At 33.8% G+C, this 23,581-nt stretch carries 27 protein-coding genes and 1 pseudogene; 12 read left to right on the top strand and 16 right to left on the bottom strand.

Annotation, left to right across the window (positions count from 1 at the left end):
* Nucleotides 1-14 precede the first annotated feature (14 nt).
* Nucleotides 15-434 carry a nucleoside-diphosphate kinase gene (locus ACFWV9_RS07350; RefSeq protein WP_411894600.1) on the top strand — a complete coding sequence of 140 codons (420 nt, stop codon included), beginning with the start codon at nt 15-17 and terminating at the stop codon, nt 432-434.
* A gap of 130 nt (nt 435-564) precedes the next feature.
* On the opposite strand, the gene ACFWV9_RS07345 is transcribed toward ACFWV9_RS07350, so the two are convergent.
* The 13 genes from ACFWV9_RS07345 to ACFWV9_RS07285 form a co-directional block, all read right to left on the bottom strand.
* Nucleotides 565-1,179, bottom strand: a complete 615-nt coding sequence (locus tag ACFWV9_RS07345) for an SGNH/GDSL hydrolase family protein (RefSeq protein ID WP_411894599.1) — start codon at nt 1,177-1,179, stop codon at nt 565-567.
* Nucleotides 1,180-1,530: 351 nt separating this feature from the next.
* Nucleotides 1,531-2,322 (bottom strand): PfkB family carbohydrate kinase, encoded by a 792-nt coding sequence (locus tag ACFWV9_RS07340; protein ID WP_411894598.1) that lies wholly within the window; start codon nt 2,320-2,322, stop codon nt 1,531-1,533.
* Nucleotides 2,323-2,375: 53 nt separating this feature from the next.
* Nucleotides 2,376-3,062, bottom strand: a complete 687-nt coding sequence (locus tag ACFWV9_RS07335; RefSeq protein WP_411894597.1) for a DUF6624 domain-containing protein — start codon at nt 3,060-3,062, stop codon at nt 2,376-2,378.
* Nucleotides 3,063-3,664: 602 nt separating this feature from the next.
* Nucleotides 3,665-4,099: a DUF1801 domain-containing protein gene (locus ACFWV9_RS07330; RefSeq protein ID WP_411894596.1), complete on the bottom strand. Its 435-nt coding sequence runs from the start codon at nt 4,097-4,099 to the stop codon at nt 3,665-3,667.
* A gap of 127 nt (nt 4,100-4,226) precedes the next feature.
* On the bottom strand, nt 4,227-4,652 hold the full coding sequence (locus ACFWV9_RS07325) for a hypothetical protein (protein WP_411894595.1): 426 nt from the start codon (nt 4,650-4,652) through the stop codon (nt 4,227-4,229).
* Between the two features lie 20 nt (nt 4,653-4,672).
* Complete coding sequence (locus tag ACFWV9_RS07320) at nt 4,673-5,368, bottom strand: hypothetical protein (protein ID WP_411894594.1); 696 nt, start codon at nt 5,366-5,368, stop codon at nt 4,673-4,675.
* Nucleotides 5,369-5,483: 115 nt separating this feature from the next.
* Nucleotides 5,484-6,242 (bottom strand): DUF6090 family protein, encoded by a 759-nt coding sequence (locus ACFWV9_RS07315; RefSeq protein WP_411894593.1) that lies wholly within the window; start codon nt 6,240-6,242, stop codon nt 5,484-5,486.
* 145 nt (nt 6,243-6,387) lie between these two features.
* The gene (locus ACFWV9_RS07310; RefSeq protein WP_411894592.1) at nt 6,388-6,936 is read right to left on the bottom strand and encodes a hypothetical protein; all 549 of its coding nucleotides are present in this window, start codon (nt 6,934-6,936) and stop codon (nt 6,388-6,390) included.
* Nucleotides 6,937-6,995: 59 nt separating this feature from the next.
* Nucleotides 6,996-7,577, bottom strand: coding sequence for an outer membrane beta-barrel protein (locus tag ACFWV9_RS07305; RefSeq protein WP_411894591.1), 582 nt, complete (start codon nt 7,575-7,577; stop codon nt 6,996-6,998).
* A gap of 33 nt (nt 7,578-7,610) precedes the next feature.
* Nucleotides 7,611-8,099 (bottom strand): hypothetical protein, encoded by a 489-nt coding sequence (locus tag ACFWV9_RS07300; RefSeq protein ID WP_411894590.1) that lies wholly within the window; start codon nt 8,097-8,099, stop codon nt 7,611-7,613.
* An 80-nt stretch (nt 8,100-8,179) separates the two neighbouring features.
* A complete protein-coding gene (locus ACFWV9_RS07295; protein WP_411894589.1) occupies nt 8,180-8,671 on the bottom strand; it encodes a hypothetical protein in 492 nt (163 codons plus the stop codon).
* A 152-nt stretch (nt 8,672-8,823) separates the two neighbouring features.
* The gene (locus ACFWV9_RS07290; RefSeq protein ID WP_411894588.1) at nt 8,824-9,261 is read right to left on the bottom strand and encodes a hypothetical protein; all 438 of its coding nucleotides are present in this window, start codon (nt 9,259-9,261) and stop codon (nt 8,824-8,826) included.
* Nucleotides 9,262-9,329: 68 nt separating this feature from the next.
* Nucleotides 9,330-11,138 (bottom strand): serine hydrolase, encoded by a 1,809-nt coding sequence (locus ACFWV9_RS07285; protein WP_411894587.1) that lies wholly within the window; start codon nt 11,136-11,138, stop codon nt 9,330-9,332.
* Nucleotides 11,139-11,321: 183 nt separating this feature from the next.
* Here ACFWV9_RS07285 and ACFWV9_RS07280 point away from each other — a divergent pair, with 183 nt between their 5' ends.
* From ACFWV9_RS07280 to ACFWV9_RS07245, 8 genes are read left to right on the top strand one after another with little or no spacing between them, the layout of a single operon-like run.
* On the top strand, nt 11,322-11,744 hold the full coding sequence (locus ACFWV9_RS07280; RefSeq protein ID WP_411894586.1) for a DUF2141 domain-containing protein: 423 nt from the start codon (nt 11,322-11,324) through the stop codon (nt 11,742-11,744).
* Nucleotides 11,745-11,757: 13 nt separating this feature from the next.
* Nucleotides 11,758-12,384, top strand: coding sequence for a hypothetical protein (locus ACFWV9_RS07275; protein ID WP_411894585.1), 627 nt, complete (start codon nt 11,758-11,760; stop codon nt 12,382-12,384).
* A gap of 16 nt (nt 12,385-12,400) precedes the next feature.
* Entirely contained in the window at nt 12,401-13,756 is a 1,356-nt protein-coding gene (locus ACFWV9_RS07270) for a histidine kinase (RefSeq protein ID WP_411894584.1), read from the top strand.
* An 11-nt stretch (nt 13,757-13,767) separates the two neighbouring features.
* Nucleotides 13,768-14,082 (top strand): 2TM domain-containing protein, encoded by a 315-nt coding sequence (locus tag ACFWV9_RS07265; protein ID WP_411894583.1) that lies wholly within the window; start codon nt 13,768-13,770, stop codon nt 14,080-14,082.
* An 8-nt stretch (nt 14,083-14,090) separates the two neighbouring features.
* Nucleotides 14,091-14,429, top strand: coding sequence for a 2TM domain-containing protein (locus ACFWV9_RS07260; RefSeq protein ID WP_411894582.1), 339 nt, complete (start codon nt 14,091-14,093; stop codon nt 14,427-14,429).
* A 2-nt stretch (nt 14,430-14,431) separates the two neighbouring features.
* Nucleotides 14,432-14,755 carry a 2TM domain-containing protein gene (locus ACFWV9_RS07255; RefSeq protein WP_411894581.1) on the top strand — a complete coding sequence of 108 codons (324 nt, stop codon included), beginning with the start codon at nt 14,432-14,434 and terminating at the stop codon, nt 14,753-14,755.
* On the top strand, nt 14,752-15,231 hold the full coding sequence (locus ACFWV9_RS07250; RefSeq protein ID WP_411894580.1) for a DUF2306 domain-containing protein: 480 nt from the start codon (nt 14,752-14,754) through the stop codon (nt 15,229-15,231). The genes ACFWV9_RS07255 and ACFWV9_RS07250 overlap by 4 nt, the downstream gene beginning before the upstream one ends.
* The gene (locus ACFWV9_RS07245; protein ID WP_411894579.1) at nt 15,231-15,986 is read left to right on the top strand and encodes a LytR/AlgR family response regulator transcription factor; all 756 of its coding nucleotides are present in this window, start codon (nt 15,231-15,233) and stop codon (nt 15,984-15,986) included. The genes ACFWV9_RS07250 and ACFWV9_RS07245 overlap by 1 nt, the downstream gene beginning before the upstream one ends.
* A 10-nt stretch (nt 15,987-15,996) precedes the next feature.
* On the opposite strand, the gene ACFWV9_RS07240 is transcribed toward ACFWV9_RS07245, so the two are convergent.
* Nucleotides 15,997-17,169 (bottom strand): LETM1-related biofilm-associated protein, encoded by a 1,173-nt coding sequence (locus ACFWV9_RS07240; protein WP_411894578.1) that lies wholly within the window; start codon nt 17,167-17,169, stop codon nt 15,997-15,999.
* A 139-nt stretch (nt 17,170-17,308) separates the two neighbouring features.
* Between ACFWV9_RS07240 and ACFWV9_RS07235 the strand changes: the two are divergent.
* The 3 genes and pseudogenes from ACFWV9_RS07235 to ACFWV9_RS07225 all read left to right on the top strand — a co-directional run bounded on the left by ACFWV9_RS07235 (nt 17,309) and on the right by ACFWV9_RS07225 (nt 22,117).
* Nucleotides 17,309-18,547 (top strand): annotated as a pseudogene (locus tag ACFWV9_RS07235) (DUF4331 family protein).
* Between the two features lie 73 nt (nt 18,548-18,620).
* The gene (locus tag ACFWV9_RS07230; RefSeq protein WP_411894577.1) at nt 18,621-19,895 is read left to right on the top strand and encodes a cell surface protein; all 1,275 of its coding nucleotides are present in this window, start codon (nt 18,621-18,623) and stop codon (nt 19,893-19,895) included.
* Between the two features lie 2 nt (nt 19,896-19,897).
* Nucleotides 19,898-22,117 (top strand): TonB-dependent receptor domain-containing protein, encoded by a 2,220-nt coding sequence (locus ACFWV9_RS07225; RefSeq protein WP_411894576.1) that lies wholly within the window; start codon nt 19,898-19,900, stop codon nt 22,115-22,117.
* Nucleotides 22,118-22,306: 189 nt separating this feature from the next.
* On the opposite strand, the gene ACFWV9_RS07220 is transcribed toward ACFWV9_RS07225, so the two are convergent.
* Both ACFWV9_RS07220 and ACFWV9_RS07215 read right to left on the bottom strand, forming a co-directional pair.
* Nucleotides 22,307-22,975: a hypothetical protein gene (locus ACFWV9_RS07220; protein ID WP_411894575.1), complete on the bottom strand. Its 669-nt coding sequence runs from the start codon at nt 22,973-22,975 to the stop codon at nt 22,307-22,309.
* A 19-nt stretch (nt 22,976-22,994) separates the two neighbouring features.
* A complete protein-coding gene (locus tag ACFWV9_RS07215) occupies nt 22,995-23,549 on the bottom strand; it encodes a toxin-antitoxin system YwqK family antitoxin (RefSeq protein ID WP_411894574.1) in 555 nt (184 codons plus the stop codon).
* Nucleotides 23,550-23,581: the final 32 nt, after the last annotated feature.

Below are 23,581 nucleotides of genomic sequence, written 5' to 3'. Positions count from 1 at the left end.
TTAAAAAAAGATACATGGCAACTAACAGAACATTTACAATGTTAAAGCCTGATGCTGTTGAAAAAGGACACATTGGTGCAATATTAGAGAAAATTACGGCTTCAGGATTTAGAATCGTAGCAATGAAGCTTACACAAATGACTGCTGCAGATGCGGAAGAATTTTATGCAATTCACAAAGAACGTCCATTCTTCCCAGAATTAGTGGAGTATATGACTCGTGGACCAATCGTAGCGGCCATATTAGAAAAAGATAATGCTGTTGAGGATTTTAGAACTTTAATTGGTGCTACTAATCCTGCTGAAGCTGCAGAAGGTACTATTAGAAAATTGTATGCAGCATCAATTGGTGAGAATGCTGTGCATGGAAGCGATAGTGATGATAATGCAGCTATTGAAGGCGCATTTCACTTCTCTGGTAGAGAGATGTTTTAAGCATAACATTATATAAAAATTAAAGACCAGCGGAAACGTTGGTCTTTTTTTATTGTAAATGAGTATGGAAAGTAATTACATTAATGCATTTTCATTATGTTTCATAAATTTATCAATCTCTCAAGTCTTATTAATTCTCCAATAGGCGTTTTACAATGACTTTAGAAGCTCTTTTACTGCCAGCTAAGGAAGGATGAAAACCGTCTGGTCCATAATATTGAAAATCATTTGTACGATCAAAATAATCTTTCCAAACTTCACCAACTGGTAGGAGGATAGCCTCGTTTATAGTAGCTGCGTCTTTATGGTTTTTAATTACACCATTATAGGTATGGTAATACGTTCTAGAAGGCCAAACCATGTAATAGCAAAGCTGCGTGTTATATTCCTCGCAGAGTCGCTTATAGTCTTTGCCAGATTCAATGAGCATTTGTCTACCCTCATTTTGAGATGATGGTCCTTGCTGTAAGATCACGTAGTCGTATTTACCCTTTGAAATTAGCTTTTGCACTTTACCCTCTGCCCAATGATCTACAATGGCATAATTGGGTTTGGCTACCATATCATAATTTACTCTCACACCATATTCCTTTGCATTTTGTTTTACCAGTTCTGGGAGATTATTATAATAAGTTAGGCTATTGCCAATAAACAAAATGGAAACCTTCTTTTTTTGATCAATGTTTGATTGACCAAAACATATAGTCACTGCAAATAATAAAACAAGCATTGTTATTTTACGCATTTTATATTACTTATTCCAGGTCCAATTAATATACAATATAATCTAACCATTTCCAATATAGCTAAATCCATACTTTTCATTAATTAATAAGATATTAATCCAAGGATATAAATCGCCTCTGCTAATAAAATCATTAGTAATTAGACCAGCACAACCGATTGTTTCGTCTTCCTTTTTTAATAAGTACCATTGTGGCAAACTGTTTTTGGCGTTAATACTGTGTTTTATACAATCCTCGTAAATAATGGGAAGAACACTTGGCCGTTTTTCTTGAAAATATGATAGGCTTCGTCAATATATTCCGGATGTTTTCTGATGGATATGATATTCATTTTCATGTTAAATTTTTTGCTATTCAACACCTCCGACAAAGCCTAATACATTTTTTGCAGCCAAAGCTCCTTGATACAAGGCTTCTTTTATATTTCTATTCTTATGCCACTCAATTACAAATGCCGCCTGAAAGGCATCACCACAACCAGTAGTGTCAATTATTGTATCTGTTTCAATGGCATCTTGAACATAGGTTATGTTATCATAGAACGCAATGCTTCCCTTAGCTCCTAAAGTAGCAACTATCATTTTACCTTTTTCTGTGGACAATTTTTGTAGTGCATCAAATTGCTCTTCTTTGCCACTTAAAAATACAATATCAATATGGTCTATATGCTCTCTGATAAATTCAATACCTAGATAATCTAGAAAATCTATAATAACTATTTGATTTTCCTGTCTTCGTTTTAATAGTGCTTTAAGATTGGGATCTCCACCAGGCATGGCTATAATTGTACTGTCCGATAAAGACAGCCAATCGTGTTCAGACAACCTAAAAGCATCAAAGGCACCACCATTCCAGCTATCTGGCTTAAAATACCTATCGCCATTATCGTCAATAAAAATCTTATTTGATGCCGTTTGTTCTTTAAGTCTATATAATTTGGAACTATTGATTTGCAATTTATCCAAATGCGCTTTAATAAGATTACCAAAGGAATCATTTCCAACAGCACCGATAATAGATACATCATTAATACCTGAAAGTTTGCATTGTGTTGCAAAATTTAAGGAGTTGCCACCTACATAAACTTCATTTAATTCTGGATATATATCAACACATAAGGAGGTTAGTGCGGTAATTTTCATTATAATTTAATATTCACTATTTAGAAAAGTTACTTCAATTTTAAGCAATGCTACTAATTTTGATTTCTTTGTTTGTCCCTTGTTCTTTCAAACTCCTCGGTGCGTTTAATTTGCTCTTCGAGATCCCAATCAAAATCAAATCTATTCTTAAGGAACACCGCAATTGGTTCAAGTCCGATTTCTGCCCGTCTTTTATCTATATTTTTAGGGTCAAATACAGGCCAAACATTAAAACTTTTGGTTTCGGGATAATATTTCATTTGGCCACCATAAATCTGTGGTTCTCCTTTTTCGGTTGCTATTCTATCCTCAGCTCTAACTAAGAACCGAGGTTCTAATTTTTTATCTTTTACAGCTTGTCGCATTAATGGAAGATACATAATACGAATTTCATTATCAGAATGCTGAATAACATTACATATTGTCCAATTACCTTGATCACCAATCATTTCATGGCTTGGCCATCCATAAGTATCTAGTATATCCTTAACTTTTTTTTCGTTGGCAATATGATTTTGTTCATAGATTTTTTGTTGTTCCAGGACTAATTCTGATTCTGCACCATACTTCTTCATAAATGAGTCTCTTAATCTAATCGGTTGTTGTTCTTTTATCCATATAGTATCAAGAACTGCTATGAGATTTACGGTATCTTCAGTGCTTTTGACATTTTCTGTAGACTTAACTTTATCAGTACAATTCAATTTAACAAGACAACTAAGCAATAAAATATATTTCATTATGTAGATTTCGTTTTTTGTAATATGGACTTGTGATTTACAAATCTAAAAGAAAAATTATCCTGAACGATTTAAATTTTTCATACTCTATGTATCTTCATTACCTGAACTACTGTCGGACTCAAATTTCGTAAAGCCCTTTTATCATCTTATTTTGCTTTAATATCATCTTCTGTTTCAAATTCTCCATCATATCCAGCTGAATCAATTAAGAAGCTTTCGCAATTGTAAGTCACTAAAAATTTGTAAAGTAAGATAAAAACATCTTTTTCGACTAATTGCTCGTATAATCTAATAGTTGGTTTGAAAAGGTTTCAAATTGATTATTAACTAAAATTAGAAAAAATGAAAAAGTTGAATAGTAAACTAAGCGCAGTAAGACCGCAGTTCTTACTCTTTGCGGTGTTGATGTTACCATTTTACTTAGTGTATTGGATGGTAGACGAAAACAGTAAAAGAAATTAACACCTATTACATATTTAATTTGACAAACAAAAGAAGGCGTTTTAAACGCCTTCTTTTTTTATATGCTAGTACTGTTGAGATATTACTTTTTTACGATAAGTTCTAGAAAATATATTAAAGACCATATGGGTTAGTCATTATTGTCTGCAGGCACATTCATGGTGTTCATTGAGATATGCAATGGTTTCCATACTCAATTGTTCTACAATTGGGATGTTTATGTCATCTAGTTTCTTAAAATAAATACAGGCTTTACCCATTTTAAATTTGCCCAAATCCTTTAAAAGTTCATCACTTTTTTCTGTTTTGGAATAGACATAGAGTGAAAATTGTGCTTTTCGAGGTGAGAAACCCAACATAGGTGCATCTCCTTCATGACCACTGGCATATTTATAGTGATAGCTCCCAAAACCAATTATTGTCGGTCCCCACATTCTCGGTTTAAATCCTGACCATTCAGTCATTAATTCTATTAATTTATAACTATCAGCTTTTTTTTGATCCTTCTCTACATAATATTCTATAAAATCTGAGACATCTACTGATGTTTCGGTTGTTTTGTTTTTAGCCATTTCTGTAAATATTTGAGTTGCTTTAAAGATTGCAACATGTTAGCATAAGGCTATTTGGGGAGAACCAATATGATTTTCATATTCATTAACAAGATAACAAATTGTGTGCTATTAACCTCAGGTAATATCAAATTATAAAATGACTTACTAAGCTGTCATAATTTAATGCTAGGTATAGTAGGGTTGCCAAATTTGCATAAATTAATACAGGAATAAGCCATATCAAAAAAACCAGAATCCCACCGTGCAAAGAAATTAGAACTAGAGGCAATAGGAGTCCTATGTACAAGTCAATACCTATTTGCCAACCCCAAAACTTCTTGCTAAACAGACTTAGCGTTTTAAAAAAGTTTTCTTTTGTGCTCGCATAAATTGAATACGCCAAAAAGCAAAAGAATATGGTCCATACAATGTATTTACCTAGGGCATATTGACTCTGACTCACAAAAATAAATTCATCTTCTCTTTGCCAGATGGCATAAAGTGAGAAACCAATAAATAAGATCCATAATAAGTTTCGTTTCAGAAGTTTAATATTGCGCTTATTTCCCATTTTTATTCGTTGAATATATTTTAGCTCGCAAAACTATCCATTAGTGTTTGCCACCAGACCCACTCATCAGAACTATACATAAGTGCGTGCTGAATAACGATAAACACAAGAAAAGGGATATAAGTAAGCTTTACTTCTTTAATAAGTCTTTCTTTCCAAATAATAATTAAGAGCGTAAGTTCTATGGCCAGGTAAGAGTAAGTGAGGGCTTGGTCAAAGTTAGAAGCAATGCCAAATGTAAATAAGAACATCCTTGCCAATGCAGGTAATAATGGACCAAATATGGTAGCGACCATAAACCTGGAGTGTAGCATCAGTTTCTTGCGGTAATACAAAGCCAATACGTATAACAAGGCAAAACTTAACAAGGTGCAGGCATCAATAAATGCAAGTTGATAAACCAAATTAGGAGGGTAGTTTGCCTGTCCTTGTATCATCATTCTCATCATAATCACGCCACAGATTACTAGTGTGGGAACCAATAGTAAAGACGACCAACCTAAATACCTATGCCATTTAAGTTTGCCCTTTTGAAACAAATAAGGTTGTACTATGAGTAAAACCATCCATAAGGTAGCACTTATACCATGGATATGATACGGAAGCGTAAAATCACCTAATCTACTGAAGTAAGTGGTACTAAACCCTAATAGAACGACAATTAATCCAAGAGTTAAATATAAATGTGCGTGTTTGTAGTATTTCCTCCTTGCCATAGAATATCTTTAAATCTTCACGAAGTGAATTTTTATGATACCCTCTAAGTTACAAAGTTTCGCTGAAACTGTTAGAACGGCACATTACTTATAGCGAATGTTGTACATTCGATATTTAATTTTTAGTATTTAATTCACCATCAATAGAAAGAATTAGCGCTTCTACCTGTTTTATCAACCTACTTCTATAATGAAATTCTAAAAATAGATTAAGTCTATTCTTAAAGGATTTTAAAAAATACTTAAACTCTTGATCCGTTTTTAATGCTTCATAGTTTATAGGCGTAATTCGCGGGTTATATTTGGGTGCATTAAAATCATAAACATAGGACTCCTCAAATCTGGTCGAAAATAATTCACGAAGCGCACGTTCAGCTACTTCCAAAACAATTTGAGATTCATTTTTTAAGAAAAAACTATATTGAGAATAGTAGACATTAACGATTTCGTCTCTTAAAGTATCGTTTTTAATCAAATTTATTCCTTTAGATTTAAGCGTCTCAAAAGCACTAGTAGAATGCACAAACATTACAGGGAACATCATATGTCCAATATGATAAGGTATAGAATCTTCATAAGGCATATTATGCTCTAAACTATATATAACCATATTTGCTGAAGCGATACTCGATTGGATGCTTTTTTCGTTAAATTTTAAATCTGAAAGATCAGCTTCCAGGCCAATTTTTATGGCTTTTAATATGTGTGTCTCCTCATTTGATCTAATGCGGTTTTCATTCCAATTATTAATCTGTAAAGCAATCAAAATTCCAATAACGACAAGTACAATTTCGCCTATTGCATATTTAAAATACTTTCCAGTTTTTCCTTCCGAAAGTAAGTTTTGTCTAATTTTTCTAAAGAATTTTATCATTGGTTATTGGTTGGTCAAAATGAAGCACAACGGTTTTGTGTATGATTTCGCGGCGTGTTTCAGCATCTAATTTAGTAAACAAAAGTTAGTGCGAGAAAATTCCGAAGGAATTTTCTAACTAGGCAAGGATTGTTATACTTAGGCTTTATATTAATCTTATTTCATAAAACATGTCAGCAATTATTAAAACAGAACTTATAATCATTATGATTAAATAGGTTCCCAATTGAAATTTCGAGTTCAGGGCATACTTTTTTGAAGTTCTATAGACCATATAAAATAAAAGCCCACTTACTATTATCGATAGGGTAAAAGTTCCAATTCCGAGATACTGACTTACACGTCCCTCATCATTCACGTTTATGAAATTCATAAGTCCTGCTAAAAGTCTCATGTAAAAAGCTGTGAATAAAAAAGGGTAAAGGTATTTATTCCAATTTCGTGTTTTTAGAATGATAAAAACGAAGAGTCCTTGTAAAACCGTAATAATTGGTGCAGATATAGAAATAATAGCCATATGCAATTTGGTTGGATATTCACCATCAATAGGCGATGTTCCGTTTAATCTCATAATTGTATCATATCCAAATAATTCGCTCGTCATCCAATGCGCAAATTCGTGAATAATCCACGTAAAAATCACAGATAATAGTCCCGCCAGAATATATTTTATTGTAATTTTTTGATCATTCATTTTTTTGATTCAATTGACTTTTTCGGTTTTGCACAGGTTATAAATTTTTGCAAGTGGTTTTAAAAGTTAAGACCGATTCCAATTTTAAGTAAATTAACATTGGTATTAAATGTTATATCTGGTACATCATCATCTACACTTACTTTGGTAAAATCATATTGAATCTGAATAAAAACTTTATTACTTATGTCGTAGGCCACGCCAACATTGAATCCAAACCCACTTAAGTTATCAGATTCATCAGACACATCCATGCCGTTAAGCGAACCTGATACTTGAAAATTCATAAACGTATATCCCAAACCTATAAAAGGATGCAGTTTTTCTAAGGATGGCGCATGGAGCTCCGCAAAGATTTTGGGTTGTACCATATATGTGGTCACTAAAAAGTCTTGTGCACCATTGTTTTGGTTGGAGTTATCTACAAGCACACCACCATTTAAGCTCACTCCAATTTTTACTGGATATACCTCTGTAAACCTGTATTTTACGCCAAGATCTACAATGCCATAAGCTTCATCTCCCAGAAAATTATTGTCTACAGGTATAGGATAATTGGCTTCAATGCTAAATTTTTTGTTTTGAGAAAATAAGCTAATAGAGCTTAGTAGGATAAGGAGTGATACGAGTGGTTTTTTCATAGATTATATTTAATTTTTTTCAGGACATTTCTGTTATCTTAAGTTCTTTTTCATTTCATTTTTGACCATAGACATATCTTTTCCTTTATTCTTGCAATATTCAATTAAATCTAGTTCAATAGAAATTTGCAAGGCTTTAGCATTATCTGACAGTGTCTTTGATCTATTTATTATGTTCTTGAAATAAGAATTTGATTTAAAATTTTCTTTATCACCGATCACACTTTCATGGATAAGCCAATTTCTTTCATCTAGAATTTTTAACAATTTATTTTCCAAAGATTTAGGTAATAATGACTCTTTTTTGGCAATATTTATTCCTTTACCAAACGTATAACGCTGTTGTTTTTTTAAAAGTTCAATAGCTTCTTCCTTTTGATGTGGGTCTTTTTTCTTAATTACCATTGAATGACTCAATGCATCTTCTAAGATTTGTACTGCGCATAAAGCTTCACCTAAAAAAAGATAAAGAGATCTTTCTTTATCTGTTGCTTCTTTAAATTGAAAATTATGGTGTATCATTCTTATACTTGATTCATAAATTTAGCAAAAAGGCTTGAAATTCCGATTAGGAATTTCAGCCTAATGAACTATAGCCGTTGTTAGCACAAGTTTTTCTTATCAGATATATCGTGATGAAATTCATAAAGTGCTTTTCCGTTTTCTACTTTTCTCCATTGTTTTCGGATAGGTCGTGATTCCAAGGTCATTTTTCCAGAATTGTACATTCTGCTTTTATAAATTCGGTTAATTAATTCCTGTTCCGATAATTTTATCCATTTTCCATTGAGCTTATAACCTCCATGATTTCCTAATCTTGCTTTATAATCAGTTCCGTATTTCCTAACTTCTGTAAACGCACCAGAGTTTCCACGAGTTGTGGGTTTTTGATTCGGTTGTAATTCATAAAAGGCATCATAAAAATTTAAAACACAACGTTTATCAATTTCGGCAATGATGGTTTTTATTCGCTCGATAGAAGTTTCCTTATTCAATTCCAATTCAACAACGGTTTTTTTTCCGTATTTCACACCTTTTATTTTGTCATAAAAGACTTGAATAAAATTTTTAAATGGATTGACTTTTGGGTTCATTATCAAATTTGTGCTAACGGTCTCGGCTATGAGTAGTTGCGCGGTTTAGCACTTAACTTTGCAAGTACACTCCAAACTGAAAATCCGCGAGGATTTTCAGAAGTAGGCGAGAACAAGCAATTACTTATAGCCATTGTTGTGCATAGTATTTTTTATTCTTTACACATTTTTCCTTCTATAATTTGCTCTTCTTCTCCAACTTTTAAAGTGGACTTATAGTAAAAGCAAGTTCCTTCAATTTTTATTAACTCAGTTGTAATTCCTCCTACACTATTTATAAATTTTTGGCTTTCGGTCAATTCAGACTTCGAGTCATCATATTTTGCTCGATATGAGCAATCATTAATCCATTCAATTTTCACATACTGAGGGTCAGTTGGATAACCTAAATCTTTGTATTCATCAGGTATTTCTTTAATCGTTTCAGTTTGCTCATTTCCTTTACGAACTATTTTCCAGTTGAGTTTTACTGGGTCCAAAACAGTTGTATTAAATGTTCCTTTTTTAAAATCTTTGCAAGTCAAATCCTGCGCATTGATTTTAAGTCCAATTAATAGAAATATTCCAATTAAGAATATAGTTTTTTTCATTCCCACTATGTTTTATCCTTCTAAGTTAAATTAAAATGTAAGATTTTAAATACGTAACCTTACGTATTTTACTCTTTTTTACGCGTCCCAATAAAAGTGCCGTTAGGCTGTATAAACTTAATTTCAATGATGCTGTTATCTTCTTCTATAAACTCTACTTTAAAGTCTTCCAATGTCTTAAAGTTAAATTTATGTTCGGCCGTGGGTACCAGAGGATATTCGGGTTGGCCTGGTACAAAGACATAGAGCACATTCTCGTCCTTGATATAGGTTTTAATTTCGGTACCCATTAAATCATAAAGCCCTACATACTGCTCTAAGGTCCCAGCATCTACATCTATGGTATTTGGTGTACGCTTAAAGGCAATAGGATCTGTCATAGGTTCTATATTGGCCTTTAAATAATCAATATCACCAGCCACATTGGTGGTAAAAGTTACTTTTAGTGCACCACCAAATTGTGTGCTGTCTATGACGCCCTCGTTAACATCGATGAGTTCAAAGGTGTCGTAGTGGTAATGGTGCAGATACTGTCTGTTGTTATCCAATTCGGCGTACATGGCGTCGTTTTCTACAACCACATCAAATTTACCATAGCCTTTATGTTCGTATGTACCTGTATAGTCTAATAAAATATGTGATGGTTTGGTGCCTTTAACATTAGCATCTTCTTTGCCACCATCTTCTGCCTTGGCCTGTGCTTCAATGGCTTTGTCTACATCCTTTTTATACTCCTCTGCCCATTCGGTTTTTTCAACCTTAAGCATATGGTCTGCGGCAATACTGCGTACTAATCGTGGTACGGCAGAGCCGTTTTGGTTGGTCAGTACCACAATACCTAAATTATCCATTGGGTATAATGCTACGCTTGCTGAGAAGCCGTCTATATTACCACCATGCTCTACCAAATAATGCCCTTTATAAGAGTGTAAAAACCAACCATAACCGTAATTGGCATATTGTACGTCTGGTAATTCTTCAGAAGGGAAACCTGCAGCGGCAACCATTTGTGAGCTCATGGCTTCTTGGATATAATCTTCGGGTAAAATCTGCTCTTCACCAAGTTTTCCTTTATTGAGCCATAGCATCATCCATTTGCTCATATCATTAACGCTACTGTTAATGCTACCTGCTGGAGACATACCTGAGATATCGTAATAGTCCATTTTCTTTACCATTCTATCCTCATCTAGTCGGTAACCCACGGCAATATTGCTAGAGCTTTTCCAACCTGCCAGGTTGGTTTTAGAGCGGTCCATACCTAAAGGCTTAAAGAATTCTTCTTCAATATTACGTTCCCAAGATTTACCTGTAAGTTTCTCCGTGATAACACCTTGTAGTAAAAAACCAAAATTATTGTAATACCAACGCTGGCGTACACCTGTAAAGGGTTCGTGATATTTCATACGTGCTACTAAGGTATCCTTGTCTTTATTTGGGAAAAAGTACCAAGCACCATCGTGTCGTGGTAAGCCTGTACTATGGCGCATCAGGTCTTTAATGATAATATTGTTGTTCATATCACCATTATAAAACTCCAAACCTGGGACATGCTGCATTGGGCTGTCGTCAAAATCCAGTTTGCCATCCTCACGTAATAATCCTAATAAAGCTGAGGTAAAAGCTTTAGTAGAGGATCCAATAGCGTATAAGGTATTGGCATCTGCAGGTTGTTGCTTTTCATAGTCCTTGTAACCAAAACCCTTGGCATAGACAATTTTATCGCCTTCTACAATAGCCACTGCAAAACTTGGTGCCTTGCTGGTTTCTAATATAGAATTGAATTGTTTTTCTATACCCTTTAAACGCTTGTCGGTCTGTGCGAAAGCGAAGGTTATACATAAGGAAAAGACAAATAGGATGAAATTGCGTTTCATATTTTGATTGGTTTATAGTTAATTATACATGCTATAAGTAGCAAATGACCATAACAAGTTACTGATTTTTAGGACTAATTTTAGAAAAATTACAATTCGTCTCTAAAATTTTACAATTCGGTAATATGGGTTTTAAAAAACTACAAATGTGTCGGATATTTGTATCAAATAAAAAAGTAAGTCATGAACGTGTTAGCAAAAATTGCAATTATCATCATATTGAGTCTCGTATCTTATATGTCTAATGCACAGAAGGTATTTAACCTTACTGTGAATATTGAGGAGGCAAGCAGTAATGATGGCCAAATGATGATTGCGCTATATGATAATGCATCAGACTTTTTGGAGAAAACCTTTAAAGGTACCACTAGTGAGATTAGTAATTATGGTTGTGTGGTGACATTTGAAAATATACCAGAAGGGACTTATGCGGTTTCAATTTTTCATGATGAAAACAAGAACGATAAATTAGATAGTAATTTTATTGGTATCCCAAAAGAAGATTATGGATGCTCTAATAATGCTAAGGGTTTTATGGGACCTCCTAAATGGAAAGATGCCAAATTTGAAATAAAAGCAGACAAATCAATAACAATAACACTTTAAAATCAATCAACAAATGAAAAAATTACTCATCATGGCCTTATTAGTCGTTACAGGAATGACACAGGCACAGACAAATTACGAAAAAGGGATGTCTAAGGCCTTTCAGTTATGGGAAGCTGATCAATGGGATGAAGCTGAGAACTTATTTGTACGTATTTCAAATGCAGAAGAAAAAGAGTGGTTGCCAAATTACTATGTTGCTTTTATGAACAGTTTAAAAAGCTGGAATGTAAAAGACGAAGCGGTTTTAAAAGCACAATTAGATAAAGCACAAGAGCATTTGGATATTGCTATGGTAAAAAGTGAAAACAACCCAGAGCTTATGGTACTGCAAGCACAAGTATTAACCAATTGGATTGCCTATGATGGTATGACCTATGGTATGAAATACTCTGGTAAGGTAAGCGAGCTCTATGCTAAGGCTTATGAGATAGCTCCGGAAAATCCAAGAGTGGCTTATTGCAAGGCAAGTTGGGCTATGGGTAGTTCACGATATTTTGGACAGGATACTAAACCTTTCTGTGCATCTATTGAAGCGACGATAGAACTTTTTGATACCTTTAAGGGAGAGAGTGAATTTCACCCAAAATGGGGAAAAGACAGAGCAGAGGGTGATATTGCCACTAATTGTAAAGAGTAAAAAAACTAGATAAGAAATGTTTAAATCAGTTAAGAGTATTCTCGTTGTTTTTATTATTGGATGTGGCATATATGCTATTAGATTTTTCATGGTAGTTAATGAGGTTAACTATGATAACATCAACTTATACCTAATTGATTTTGGCATAACGCAGTTGTACACGTTTGCTTTAAGTTACGTCAACACCTTATATTTTGATTTTGTCCAAAAATTAAAAATCAGAAATTATGATGTGCTAAAGCGCATTATCTACGGTATTTCTGGAGCAACGGTAATAACCTTGGCAACAATATTCTTTTTGAGAATTATGATATTGGTCTTTCTGTACGGTCAGTCCTTTAAAACATTTTTTCAAAACGATGGATGGAGTGGCTATGCATTTGGCCTGTGGATTACGCTGAGCATTTTATCAATATTTTATATTACTTTTTTCTACAACCGTTATCAGAAAAATAAGGTTAAGGAACAAAAAGTAATAGCTGGTGCCGCGAGTGCCAAGTTTGATGCTTTAAAGAATCAATTAGATCCGCACTTTTTGTTTAACAGCTTAAATGTGTTAACGAGTTTAATTGAGGAGAATCCGGATAGTGCACAGAAGTTTACAACGTCTTTATCTAAGGTCTATCGCTATGTATTAGAGCAAAAGAATAAGGAACTGGTCACTGTAGATGAGGAGCTTAAATTTGCTAAGACCTATATGTCGTTATTAAAAATGCGATTTGAAGACAGTATCATTTTTGAAATTCCTGATAAGTCTTCAAACCCAGAAAATAAAGTAGTGCCTTTGTCATTACAGCTACTTTTAGAAAATGCCGTAAAGCACAATATGGTTACATCTAGTAAACCATTGCATATAAAAATATACGAAGATGGCAATCACCTAGTGGTGATGAACAATCTTCAACCAAAACAAATCGTAAAGAAGGGTAGTGGTGTTGGATTAGAGAATATTAAGCAACGTTATGCGCTTCTTACTGAGAGAAAAGTTTACATCAATCAACGAGAGAAGGATTTTGCAGTAGCAATTCCAATGCTCACAAAACAAGTATCAATCATGAGAACAACACAACAATCAAAAGACCGACTTAGCGACGAGTATGTAAGAGCTCGTAAACGCGTAGATGAACTAAAAGGATTTTACTACAGCTTAATTTCTTACTGTGTAGTTATACCATTTTTATATTTTATTTGGTACAATTTTACGCCGTTTACCATTCAGTGGTTTTGGTTTCCACTTGTATTTTGGGGACTAGGATTAGTATTTAATGCGTATCGTGTATTTGTAGATCAAGGTGCCTTTGGTGCTAAATGGGAAGAGCGTAAGATACAGGAGTATATGAAGGAAGAGGAACAAAAGAAGCGTTGGAATTAATAGCAATTGTCATGAAAGGAAAGAATTCAAATTTAAGTTATACAAAAGCCAAAAACAGGGTTGAAAGACTCAAAGGCTTTTATAATCACCTTGGTATATACTTGGTTGTGAATCTTGTACTGACCGGATTTAAAGTTTGGGGAGATTTAAACAACTGGGATGATTTTATCAATGAGATTATAAGTATTAATGTATTGAGTACTTGGGTAATTTGGGGCATATTTGTAGTGCTACATTTTTTATCGGTTAAGTACGGACAAGCGTGGGAAGAGCGCAAAATAGAACAATTTATGAACGACGAATTATCTAATAATTCGAAAAAATAAAAGATATTATGGAAAAGTATAGTATAGAACCTTATGATAATAAGGAAGATGTTTCGGACTACAGAAAGGAAGAAGCCTATATAAGAGCAAAAAAGAAAGTAGAATCATTATTAGGATTTTATTGGCACCTGGCCGTATATATTGTAGTTAACCTATTCCTAATTATACTCATAGGTGTAAATGCTGGATTTCATGGATTTGGACCATATGCAACAGCCGTATTTTGGGGCATTGGTTTATTCTTTCACTTCTTTGGTGTATTTGGACCTGATTTTTTCTTTGGGAAGAATTGGGAGAAACGTAAAATGAAAGAGTTTATGGATGAGGAACGAAAAAATTGGGAGTAGCCATGACAGAATTCAATGAACAAGAAAGCCTCATTAGAGCAAAGAAAAAGGTTAAACAGATACAGATTTTTTATCTGCATTTGGTAGGTTACCTTGTGGTAGTTAGTCTGATTCTGTTTAATTTTTATATTATGGATGATGGTCCACACAAAAAGGCCATTACATGGGTTAATACCAGTACCTTAGTCGGTTGGACTATTTTTATAATCATCCATTGGTGGCGAACGTTTAAAGGTAGATTCTTGTTTAAGAAAGAATGGGAAGATCGCAAGATTAAAGAGTACCTTGATAAAAATACAGAGGAAGAAACAACTATGTGGGAATGATGGATTATCTCAATCAAATCATAGAAGACTGGGTAGGTTGGTTTCACTTTATCACTTCAGTATTGGCGTTAATTGCTGGTACTATTGTCTTGCTCAACAAAAAAGGAACGCTTTTTCATAAACGCACAGGTTATATTTATGTCGCTTCGATGTTAATGCTTAATATCAGTTCGTTTTTTATTGTAAATTTTGGTGGATTTAGCCTCTTTCATTTTTTCGCCATTGCGAGTTTGATTACTATTTTTGGTGGCATGATACCAGCATTTCGAAGAGGTAAAAATTGGTTGGTCAAACATTTTTATTTTATGAGCTGGTCTGTGGTTGGTTTGTACTGTGCCCTTTGGTCTGAAGTAGGAACACGATTTGTAAATAACATGAAGGACTTTTGGTGGATGGTTGCTCTTGCTACCTTTGTCACGGCCTTTATTGGTGCAAGAATTATTAATAAAGAAGCAAAAAAACTGAATTTTAAGTAATGAATGTAATAATTATTGAAGACGAAAAACCCTCTGCAAGACGTTTACAGCGTATGCTAAGTACTATTGGGATAGAAGCTGAGACAATGCTACACTCTGTGGAAGAATCCATAGAATGGTTTCAGAATAATGAACACCCAGATCTTATTTTTTTAGACATTCAACTTAGTGATGGGCTTTCGTTTGAGATCTTTGAAACACTCGAAATTAATTCTGCTGTTATATTCACTACGGCTTACGATGAATATGCCCTACAAGCCTTTAAACTCAATAGTATAGATTATTTGCTAAAGCCAATTGATGAAGACGAATTACAAGCGGCCATAGAACAATATAAAAGTACGACGTCACAACAAAAGTCAGTTACATTAGATTTTAATGATATTAAGAAACTCTTGGTAAACCCAATTGAGCGTGAGTACAAAAAGCGTTTCTCTGTAAAGGTTGGCCAGCATTTAAAGTTGATTAATATTGAAGATATTGAATGTATCTACAGTGAAAATAAGGGTACTTATGCACATACCAACCAAGGCAGAAATTATCTTTTAGATTTAACTTTAGATCAATTGGAAGATGACTTAGAACCTCACATGTTTTATAGAGTTAGCCGTAAGTTCTATGTAAATATTAATGCCATTAAAGATATTATTAGCTATACCAATTCAAGGCTTCAGATAAAGCTTAACCATTTTAACGAACAAGATGTTATTGTGGCAAGAGAACGTGTAAAGGATTTTAAAAATTGGTTAGAATAAGTCTAACATTTTAACCGTCCTCGATTCTATTGTCATCAAAAGCAGACGGCAATAACTTTGGAATAAACTTCACAAAAAGTGGAAGTAGAAGCATACCTCCTGGCAACATAAAAATAGCCAAACTAGGGATGGATTTAAAAATATCTAATAATTGGGTCTGAATCTTCTTTTGCTCATCATCAGTAAGATGTCGTTGTGTAGATTGCGCTAATAATGACATGGCTTCTTTGCTTTCAGACAGTTCTCTAATCAGCCGTTTACTATTTCTTTTTATAAGTCTGGTAACTACCTTACTGCTATTATCATAAAAACTTTGAGCCAGATTTTTAGAGCTTAAAAAAGCCACATCTTCCTTATGTTCGTTGTAGAATGTGTTAATATCATCAACAGACTGTGTAATTACAGTATTATCTAATGCTAAACTCGACTTTAATTCGCTCAAAAACTTACGTTCTGCCTTATCAATTATCTTGTCAGTCCATGATGCCATACAAACAAGATCTACAACATAAAGTTTTTCTAAAGGTGTAGTGATTAATGATATTGCATCATGATAGGATGGTGCCTGTGATTTTTTGTGTCTAATGGAACCTTCAAATAACTTAATAAGGTTTTGGTCGTAATGGGATTTGTTGACTTTTTTCTCCATTACCGAAAAAATGATTGTCTCTAAGGATGCTTCGAGATTATTTACGTAGGTCTTTATACTTTTATTGTCAATTAAAAAGCGCTGGTAGCCCAAAACGTCCACAAATAAAAGAGCATTTATCAAAAAGTAATTGAAGCTCTTTGTAATAAAATTATCATCAACATGGATACGTTTATGTATCATTTTCTCCAATAAACTATCAGAAGAATTGTCACTAAACAACTCCTCAAAAAACGATCGTTTTTTTTCACTAATAGCTTTGTAATAATCAATTAAGCTTTCAATAAAATCTTGACTGGTATTCGCTTTTTTATTTATAAAATAATAGGTGAGTAAAAGGTTTATTTTACAACGTTCTTCCTCAGTTAAATCAAATGGTTTTACAATATCTAAGACAACTTTGATATTGCTTCCGTAAATGAAACCTGTTTGCTTAAGTTTATTGTAAAACTCAGTTAATTCAGTATCTGAATACATGGTTTCAGAAACTTCCTTAATTAATTTTTTAATCCAGCCGTGAGCTGATGGATTCATAGATTTTTATTTACAAGATAAAGATACTTTTTATCTCCAAAAATAAAGCAGTTTAATTTTTTTTAAAAATTATAAAACCGCCCCTTTGATTTTCTCGTAGGTAGAACAGAGACACAAATAATTAACAAAATCTCAAATTATGAAAAAAACAAAAATTTTAATTGCATCAGCAGTATTGGCTATAGCCACTTTTGTTGCAATTGCAGCAGATCACATTGATGCTCCTGCTGTTCAAGGTGGTACAAGTGATATCACAGACTATTTTGCCTTTCAAGGTGAAAACTCATCAAACATTGTATTTGTTGCAAACGTTCAAGGGCTTTTAAGCCCAGGCGATGCTACTGCGAATGCATCATTTGATGAAAATGTTATGATTGAATTTAACATTGACACTACTGGTGATAATGTTGAAGACCTCGTTATTCAGGCGGTTGCTAAAGACGGTAAAATGTATGTATTTGGTCCATCAGTTCCTGGACAAACTGGACTTAATAGTACAGTTTTATCTAATGCCATCAGTCAGTTAGCCGTAGATATTACACCATACGGACAAGATGCTATTGTGGAATCTTCTGGTGGAATTATGGCTTTTGCAGGTCCAAGAGACGATCCATTTTTTATGGATTTTGCCCAATATGGACAAATTATAGCTGGTAACGCGACAGGATTTAACAATCCAGGTAGTGACACTTTTGCAGGAACCAATGTAATGTCGGTAGTAGTAGAGGTACCTAAATCAACTATTGGAGGTTCGGGGACCATAAATACGTGGGTAGAAACAAAAAGAAAACAATAATCTTAAAACTTAGAAAATATGAATTTTAGATATATTAAATTATATACCATTGCGCTTTTAGTAGCATTTAGTGCTGTTAATTGTAACGATGATGATGACAATATTAGCCAGCAACCAATGGGACCTGATTTTTCAGGAACCTATGTACAGGAAGATCAAATGGGTAGACCAGCTGTAAATACAGTATTTGTCTCTCCAGGAACGAAAGACAATTTTAATACAACTATACCGTCCCAACAAAGCGCCTCGTTTCAATCCATGTTTCAAACTAATTTAGAAGCTTTAAGTCCTGCATATAATGACGCAAGTGATACAAATGCTTTGGGCTTAGATGCTGCAAGTTTCACAGGTTTGTTAGCCACAGATGTACTTAATGTTTCTTTAGATGGTACAACAACATTTTTTGATGGTACTAATGTATTAACAGGTAGAGCATTGACAGACGATGTAATTACTGTTGAATTGCTATTGATTTTTGGTGGCGAGGATTTCACTGAAAATCCTGCGCTTTCTGATGATAATGTAGATGCCAACGATAAAGTGTTTTTAAGCTCGTTCCCCTACTTGGCAACACCATGGTAATCTGTTGTTAAAATCTGAAGTGAGATAATTTATCTCACTTCAGATTTATTATAAAACTCAAAAAACAAAACACATGAAACTTTTTAAAATATTTCCCCTAATACTATTTAGTCTTTTAATCAATTGCAATACTTCGGTAACAGAAAAAAAAGAATATGTGACTTACCTCAATGACAGTGTAAATAAGAATGAATTCTTTGCAACAATAGATTTTTGGACAAAGAAATTAGAAAATAATCCAAACCAATACCCATACTTAGTAAAGCGTGCAAATGTCTATACAACGCTATTCAGTAAAACAGGTGATATCTCTTACCTAATCAAGGCAGAAGAAGATTTGGTTGAAGCCAATGCTGTAACAAAGGAGCAGAATGCATCATATCTCAGAAGCTTAGCATCAAATTATATTTCGCAGCACCGCTTTAGAGAAGCATTGCAATTACTTAATAAAGCGAAAGCAATTGGTGACCAAATGTTGAGCACTAAAAAAATGCTTTTTGATGTACACATGGAATTAGGTAACTATATAGAAGCTAAGGCCTATTTAGTCGAAATAAAAAATCCATCTGATTTTGATTACAGGATTAGACTTGCAAAATGGGAAGATCATCAAGGAAATCTCGATGTTGCTATAATAAATATGGAAAAGGCGATGCAAATCGCAGAAGCCTCAAACCTTAAAGAAATAAAGCAATGGTCTTATACCAATATTGCAGATTTTTATGGACATGCAGGAGAAATAGAAAAATCATATAATTACTATTTGAAAGCTTTAGAATTAGATCCTAATGATGCATATGCTAAAAAGGGTATCGCATGGATATTATATTCTCATGAAAATAATCCAGAAGAGGCACTAAAACTATTAGATCACATTTCGACGTACTACAGCGCACCAGATTATGATTTACTTATTGCGGACATAGCAAGTTATAAAGGTGACCTGAAAACCAAAGAACAAAAATTATTAAAATACCAAGAAGCTGTAAGAAATGAGGCTTATGGTACGATGTACAATAAGTACAATGTTTTGGTATATACTGATGAATTGTATTTACCAGAATTAGCCGTGAAAATTGCTGAAGAAGAAGTGCAAAATAGACCTACTCCAGAGTCCTATGATTTACTGGCTTGGAGCTATTTTAAGAGTGGCCATCCTACAAAAGCAAAACAAATTATTGATACATATGTTGTTGGTAAAACATCAGAACCAGATGTGCTCTACCATATCGCAGAAATCCAAAAAGCAAGCGGTGATTTGGAGTCGGTAAAGCCATTAAAATCTGAATTGCTTGCTAGCCTTTACGAATTGGGTCCTACCATGAAGGATAAAATTAAAAATCTATAGTCATGAAACATTATTTTTTGATTTTCGTATTCAGTGTTATAGGCCTTTGGATCAATGCACAAAGTGTTTCTGGTAAGATATTTAATGAACTAGATCAGCCCTTGGAAGGCACTTATGTTTTCAATACTAATTCAGAAAAACATGCGCATTCTAGTGAAAATGGGCGTTTTATCATAGAACAGACTAAAATTGGTGATAGTTTACAAGTTGGTCTATTGGGTTATAAAACAAGAATTGTTACGGTTACTTCTGATCAGAAATTGAACATTGTTCTTGAAGAAAAAACCTTTCAATTAGATGAGATGGTTTTAACCGAAGAACTGAACACAGTTAGCACTATATCAAGATTAGATTTAAGTATCAATCCAGTAAATTCTTCACAAGAAATACTACAACTTGTCCCAGGTCTAATTATTGGTCAACACGCTGGTGGTGGTAAAGCTGAGCAATTATTTCTTCGAGGTTTTGATGTGGACCACGGAACAGATGTTAGTATTTCTGTAGACGGAATACCGATAAACATGGTTTCTCATGCACATGGACAAGGGTACAGTGATTTGCACTTTATTATACCAGAAACTATTAACAAAATAGATTTTGGTAAAGGAAGTTACTATGCGAATAAGGGCGATTTTAATACTGCAGGATATGTAGATTTTTCAACTAAAGATTATTTGAATGAAAGCAGTGTATCCTTTTCGTTGGGACAATTCAATACCCTAAGAACGGTTGGATTATTTGACCTAATGGAAAATGTAAGAAATAAGAATGCCTATATAGCTGTTGAATATCTTGAAACTGACGGACCTTTCGAATCATCTCAGAATTTTACACGTCTGAACCTAATGGGTAAATATGTATTGTATACACCAGAGGACGACAAAATTACATTATCAGCATCGCACTTTACAAGCCGTTGGGATGCTTCTGGTCAAATTCCACAAAGAGAAGTCGATAATGGTAATATCACAAGATTTGGTGCTATAGATGACACAGAGGGTGGATTTACAGAGCGATCAAATATCAATGTAGAATTTAATAAGTATATCAATGATAATACACGATTTAATACAAATGCATTTTATTCCCATTATGCCTTTGAACTCTATTCTAACTTTACCTTTTTTCTTGAAGATCCCGTAAATGGTGACCAAATTAGACAAAAGGAGGATCGTTCTATTCTAGGCTTGAATTCTAATTTTGAGTACACTAAATTTTTAGGTAAAACAGAATTTAATCTTAATAGTGGTCTAAGTTTTAGACATGATATAATTAATGATGTTGAGCTTTCTAGAACATTAAACCGAATCACCACTTTAGAGAATATTCAATTAGGAGACGTCAACCAAACTAATGTGTCTGCATTTATAAATACAAGTTTTGAATTTGGTAAGTTACGTGTAGATCCAGGTCTAAGATTAGATTACTTTAAATTCCTTTACAATGATAAATTACAGACCAATTACGAAACACAATCGCAAACCAAATCGATTTTAAGTCCAAAACTTAACTTTTATTTTGATGTTGATGATAATCTTCAACTGTATTTAAAATCCGGAACAGGTTTTCATTCCAACGATACAAGAGTTGTGCTTGCCAATGAAGCAGATAATATTCTACCAAGATCTTACAATGCAGATTTAGGAGGTGTTTGGAAACCATCACCAGACCTCATCTTAAAATCGGCACTATGGTATTTATTTCTTGAACAAGAGTTTGTTTATGTTGGCGACGCTGGTATCGTAGAACCTAGTGGAGAAACAGAAAGATATGGTTTAGATTTTGGTTTGCGTTACCAATTAAACGATTGGTTGTTTTTAGATGGCGATGCCACCTATACTAAAGCAAGAAGTGTAAACGAACCTGAAGGTAGTGACTTTATTCCATTGGCTCCAGATTTTACATTGGCAGGAGGATTGTCAGTAAATAATTATAAAGGATTTTCAGGAGGATTACGATTTAGATATTTGGATGATAGACCAGCAAATGAAGATAATAGTATTGTAGCAGAGGGTTACTTTGTTACAGACTTTAATATCAACTACGAAATCAATGATATAACTATAGGGCTAAGTATAAATAATCTTTTTGATGTAGACTGGAACGAAACGCAATTCGCGACAGAATCTAGACTGCAAAATGAAGCCCAGTCTGTAGAAGAAATTCACTTTACACCGGGCACGCCATTCTTTCTAAAGGGTGTGGTGTCTTACAGGTTTTAAATAGTCACACCTAATTAAAGATCTAGGGAAGTAATTTAGTTAGATTGATTGGTAGCTAGCAAAATAGATTGGCTTTGTGGTTAGGGGTGAAGCTAATCAGCATCATGAATGTTCATGATAGTTTTTTGAGTTTTTTTGTTAGTTGAACACCCACTCACTTGAGTGGGTGTTTTTTAATTTATCTGGGCTTTAGTTGATTTTTTGGTAATCGATTATTCTTTTTTCTATTCTTACAAGTGTATCATTGAAGAACATTTGACGCTCTAACCATTCATCTTGATCATCAAATTTTAAATAGTCCCAAGTAAATTTGCCATATAAGCTATCATTCTCATCATATTCTACCAACGAGACAAATTCGTTTTGATCGTTATACTTATAAATGGAATTGGGTTTAAATGGTTTACCTTCTTCAATTGGTCCTTTCTCTTCAGTACGTCCATTATCCTTCCACTGATGGATAAAGCCTGATACAAATTCGTTGTTTGGATTAAATGATTCGCTTTTAATAAGCTCATCTTTTTCATTATAGGACATCTTAACGTATTTGACTTTTTTGTCTTCGCCATTTACCCAATCGATTTTGGTTTTGTTTCCATTGGTAAACTGATTGACAAATTGCATCATCATTTGGTCGTCTGCAGTATAATATATTGACTTGGCCTCAAGGCCTTCGTCATTAAACTCCTTTATAATATAACTCGCTAAAGAACTGCTGTCTGCATTGCCCTCTTTTATGGCATAACGCTCTATCTTAATTTTAGAGAAATCTTTCTCCACAGCGGTTTTGTTCTCAGGCTTGTTTGTGCAAGAGGTAATAACAAGAAGACAAATACAGCATTGTAATAGTTGTTTCATAAGTTGACTTTAATATTATTTATAATTTGAATCCGTTCTTTTTAAGAATATTGGAATACCAAGTATAGGAAATCTCACCTCTTTCGTAATATTCCGTTACTTCACTAATATTGCCTTTTTCACCATAATCTTCTGTGGTTTTTAATTGACCTTTCTGGTTATAATAATTCCAAACACTAATTCTAATACGCCAATCTTTATAATTGCCAGATGCTTTTAGGGTCCCATCTTCATAGAATTTTTTAATAGGACCTTCAACACGGTTTTCGTTGTAGTTACCAACTTCTTTGAAATTACCGTTGGGATAATAATTTATCCACTGGCCTTGGCCAATTCCATTTTCAAACTCTTGCCAAGATGCTATCTGACCATTTTCATGTTTTGAAAATAATATCCCTGTGTAGGGTTTAGTTTCGCCCTTGGCATAGTACCGATAGATACCATCAGTACGTTTTCCATCAACGTCTGCCATGGAAACTTCACGTTTTAACTCTACATCGCTCATGGCGTTCTGGTTTTGCCCAATTAGGAAAGCATGGTAAACCAATACCATTATTAATAGTCTATATTTCATAAGATTTAATTTTACTTGGTTGGTAAAACGTA

This window comes from Winogradskyella sp. A2, from assembly GCF_046762865.1.
GTDB lineage: Bacteria > Bacteroidota > Bacteroidia > Flavobacteriales > Flavobacteriaceae > Winogradskyella.
The sequence above is the reverse complement of the archived record's forward strand: the minus strand, read 5'-3'. Positions and strand labels throughout refer to the sequence as shown.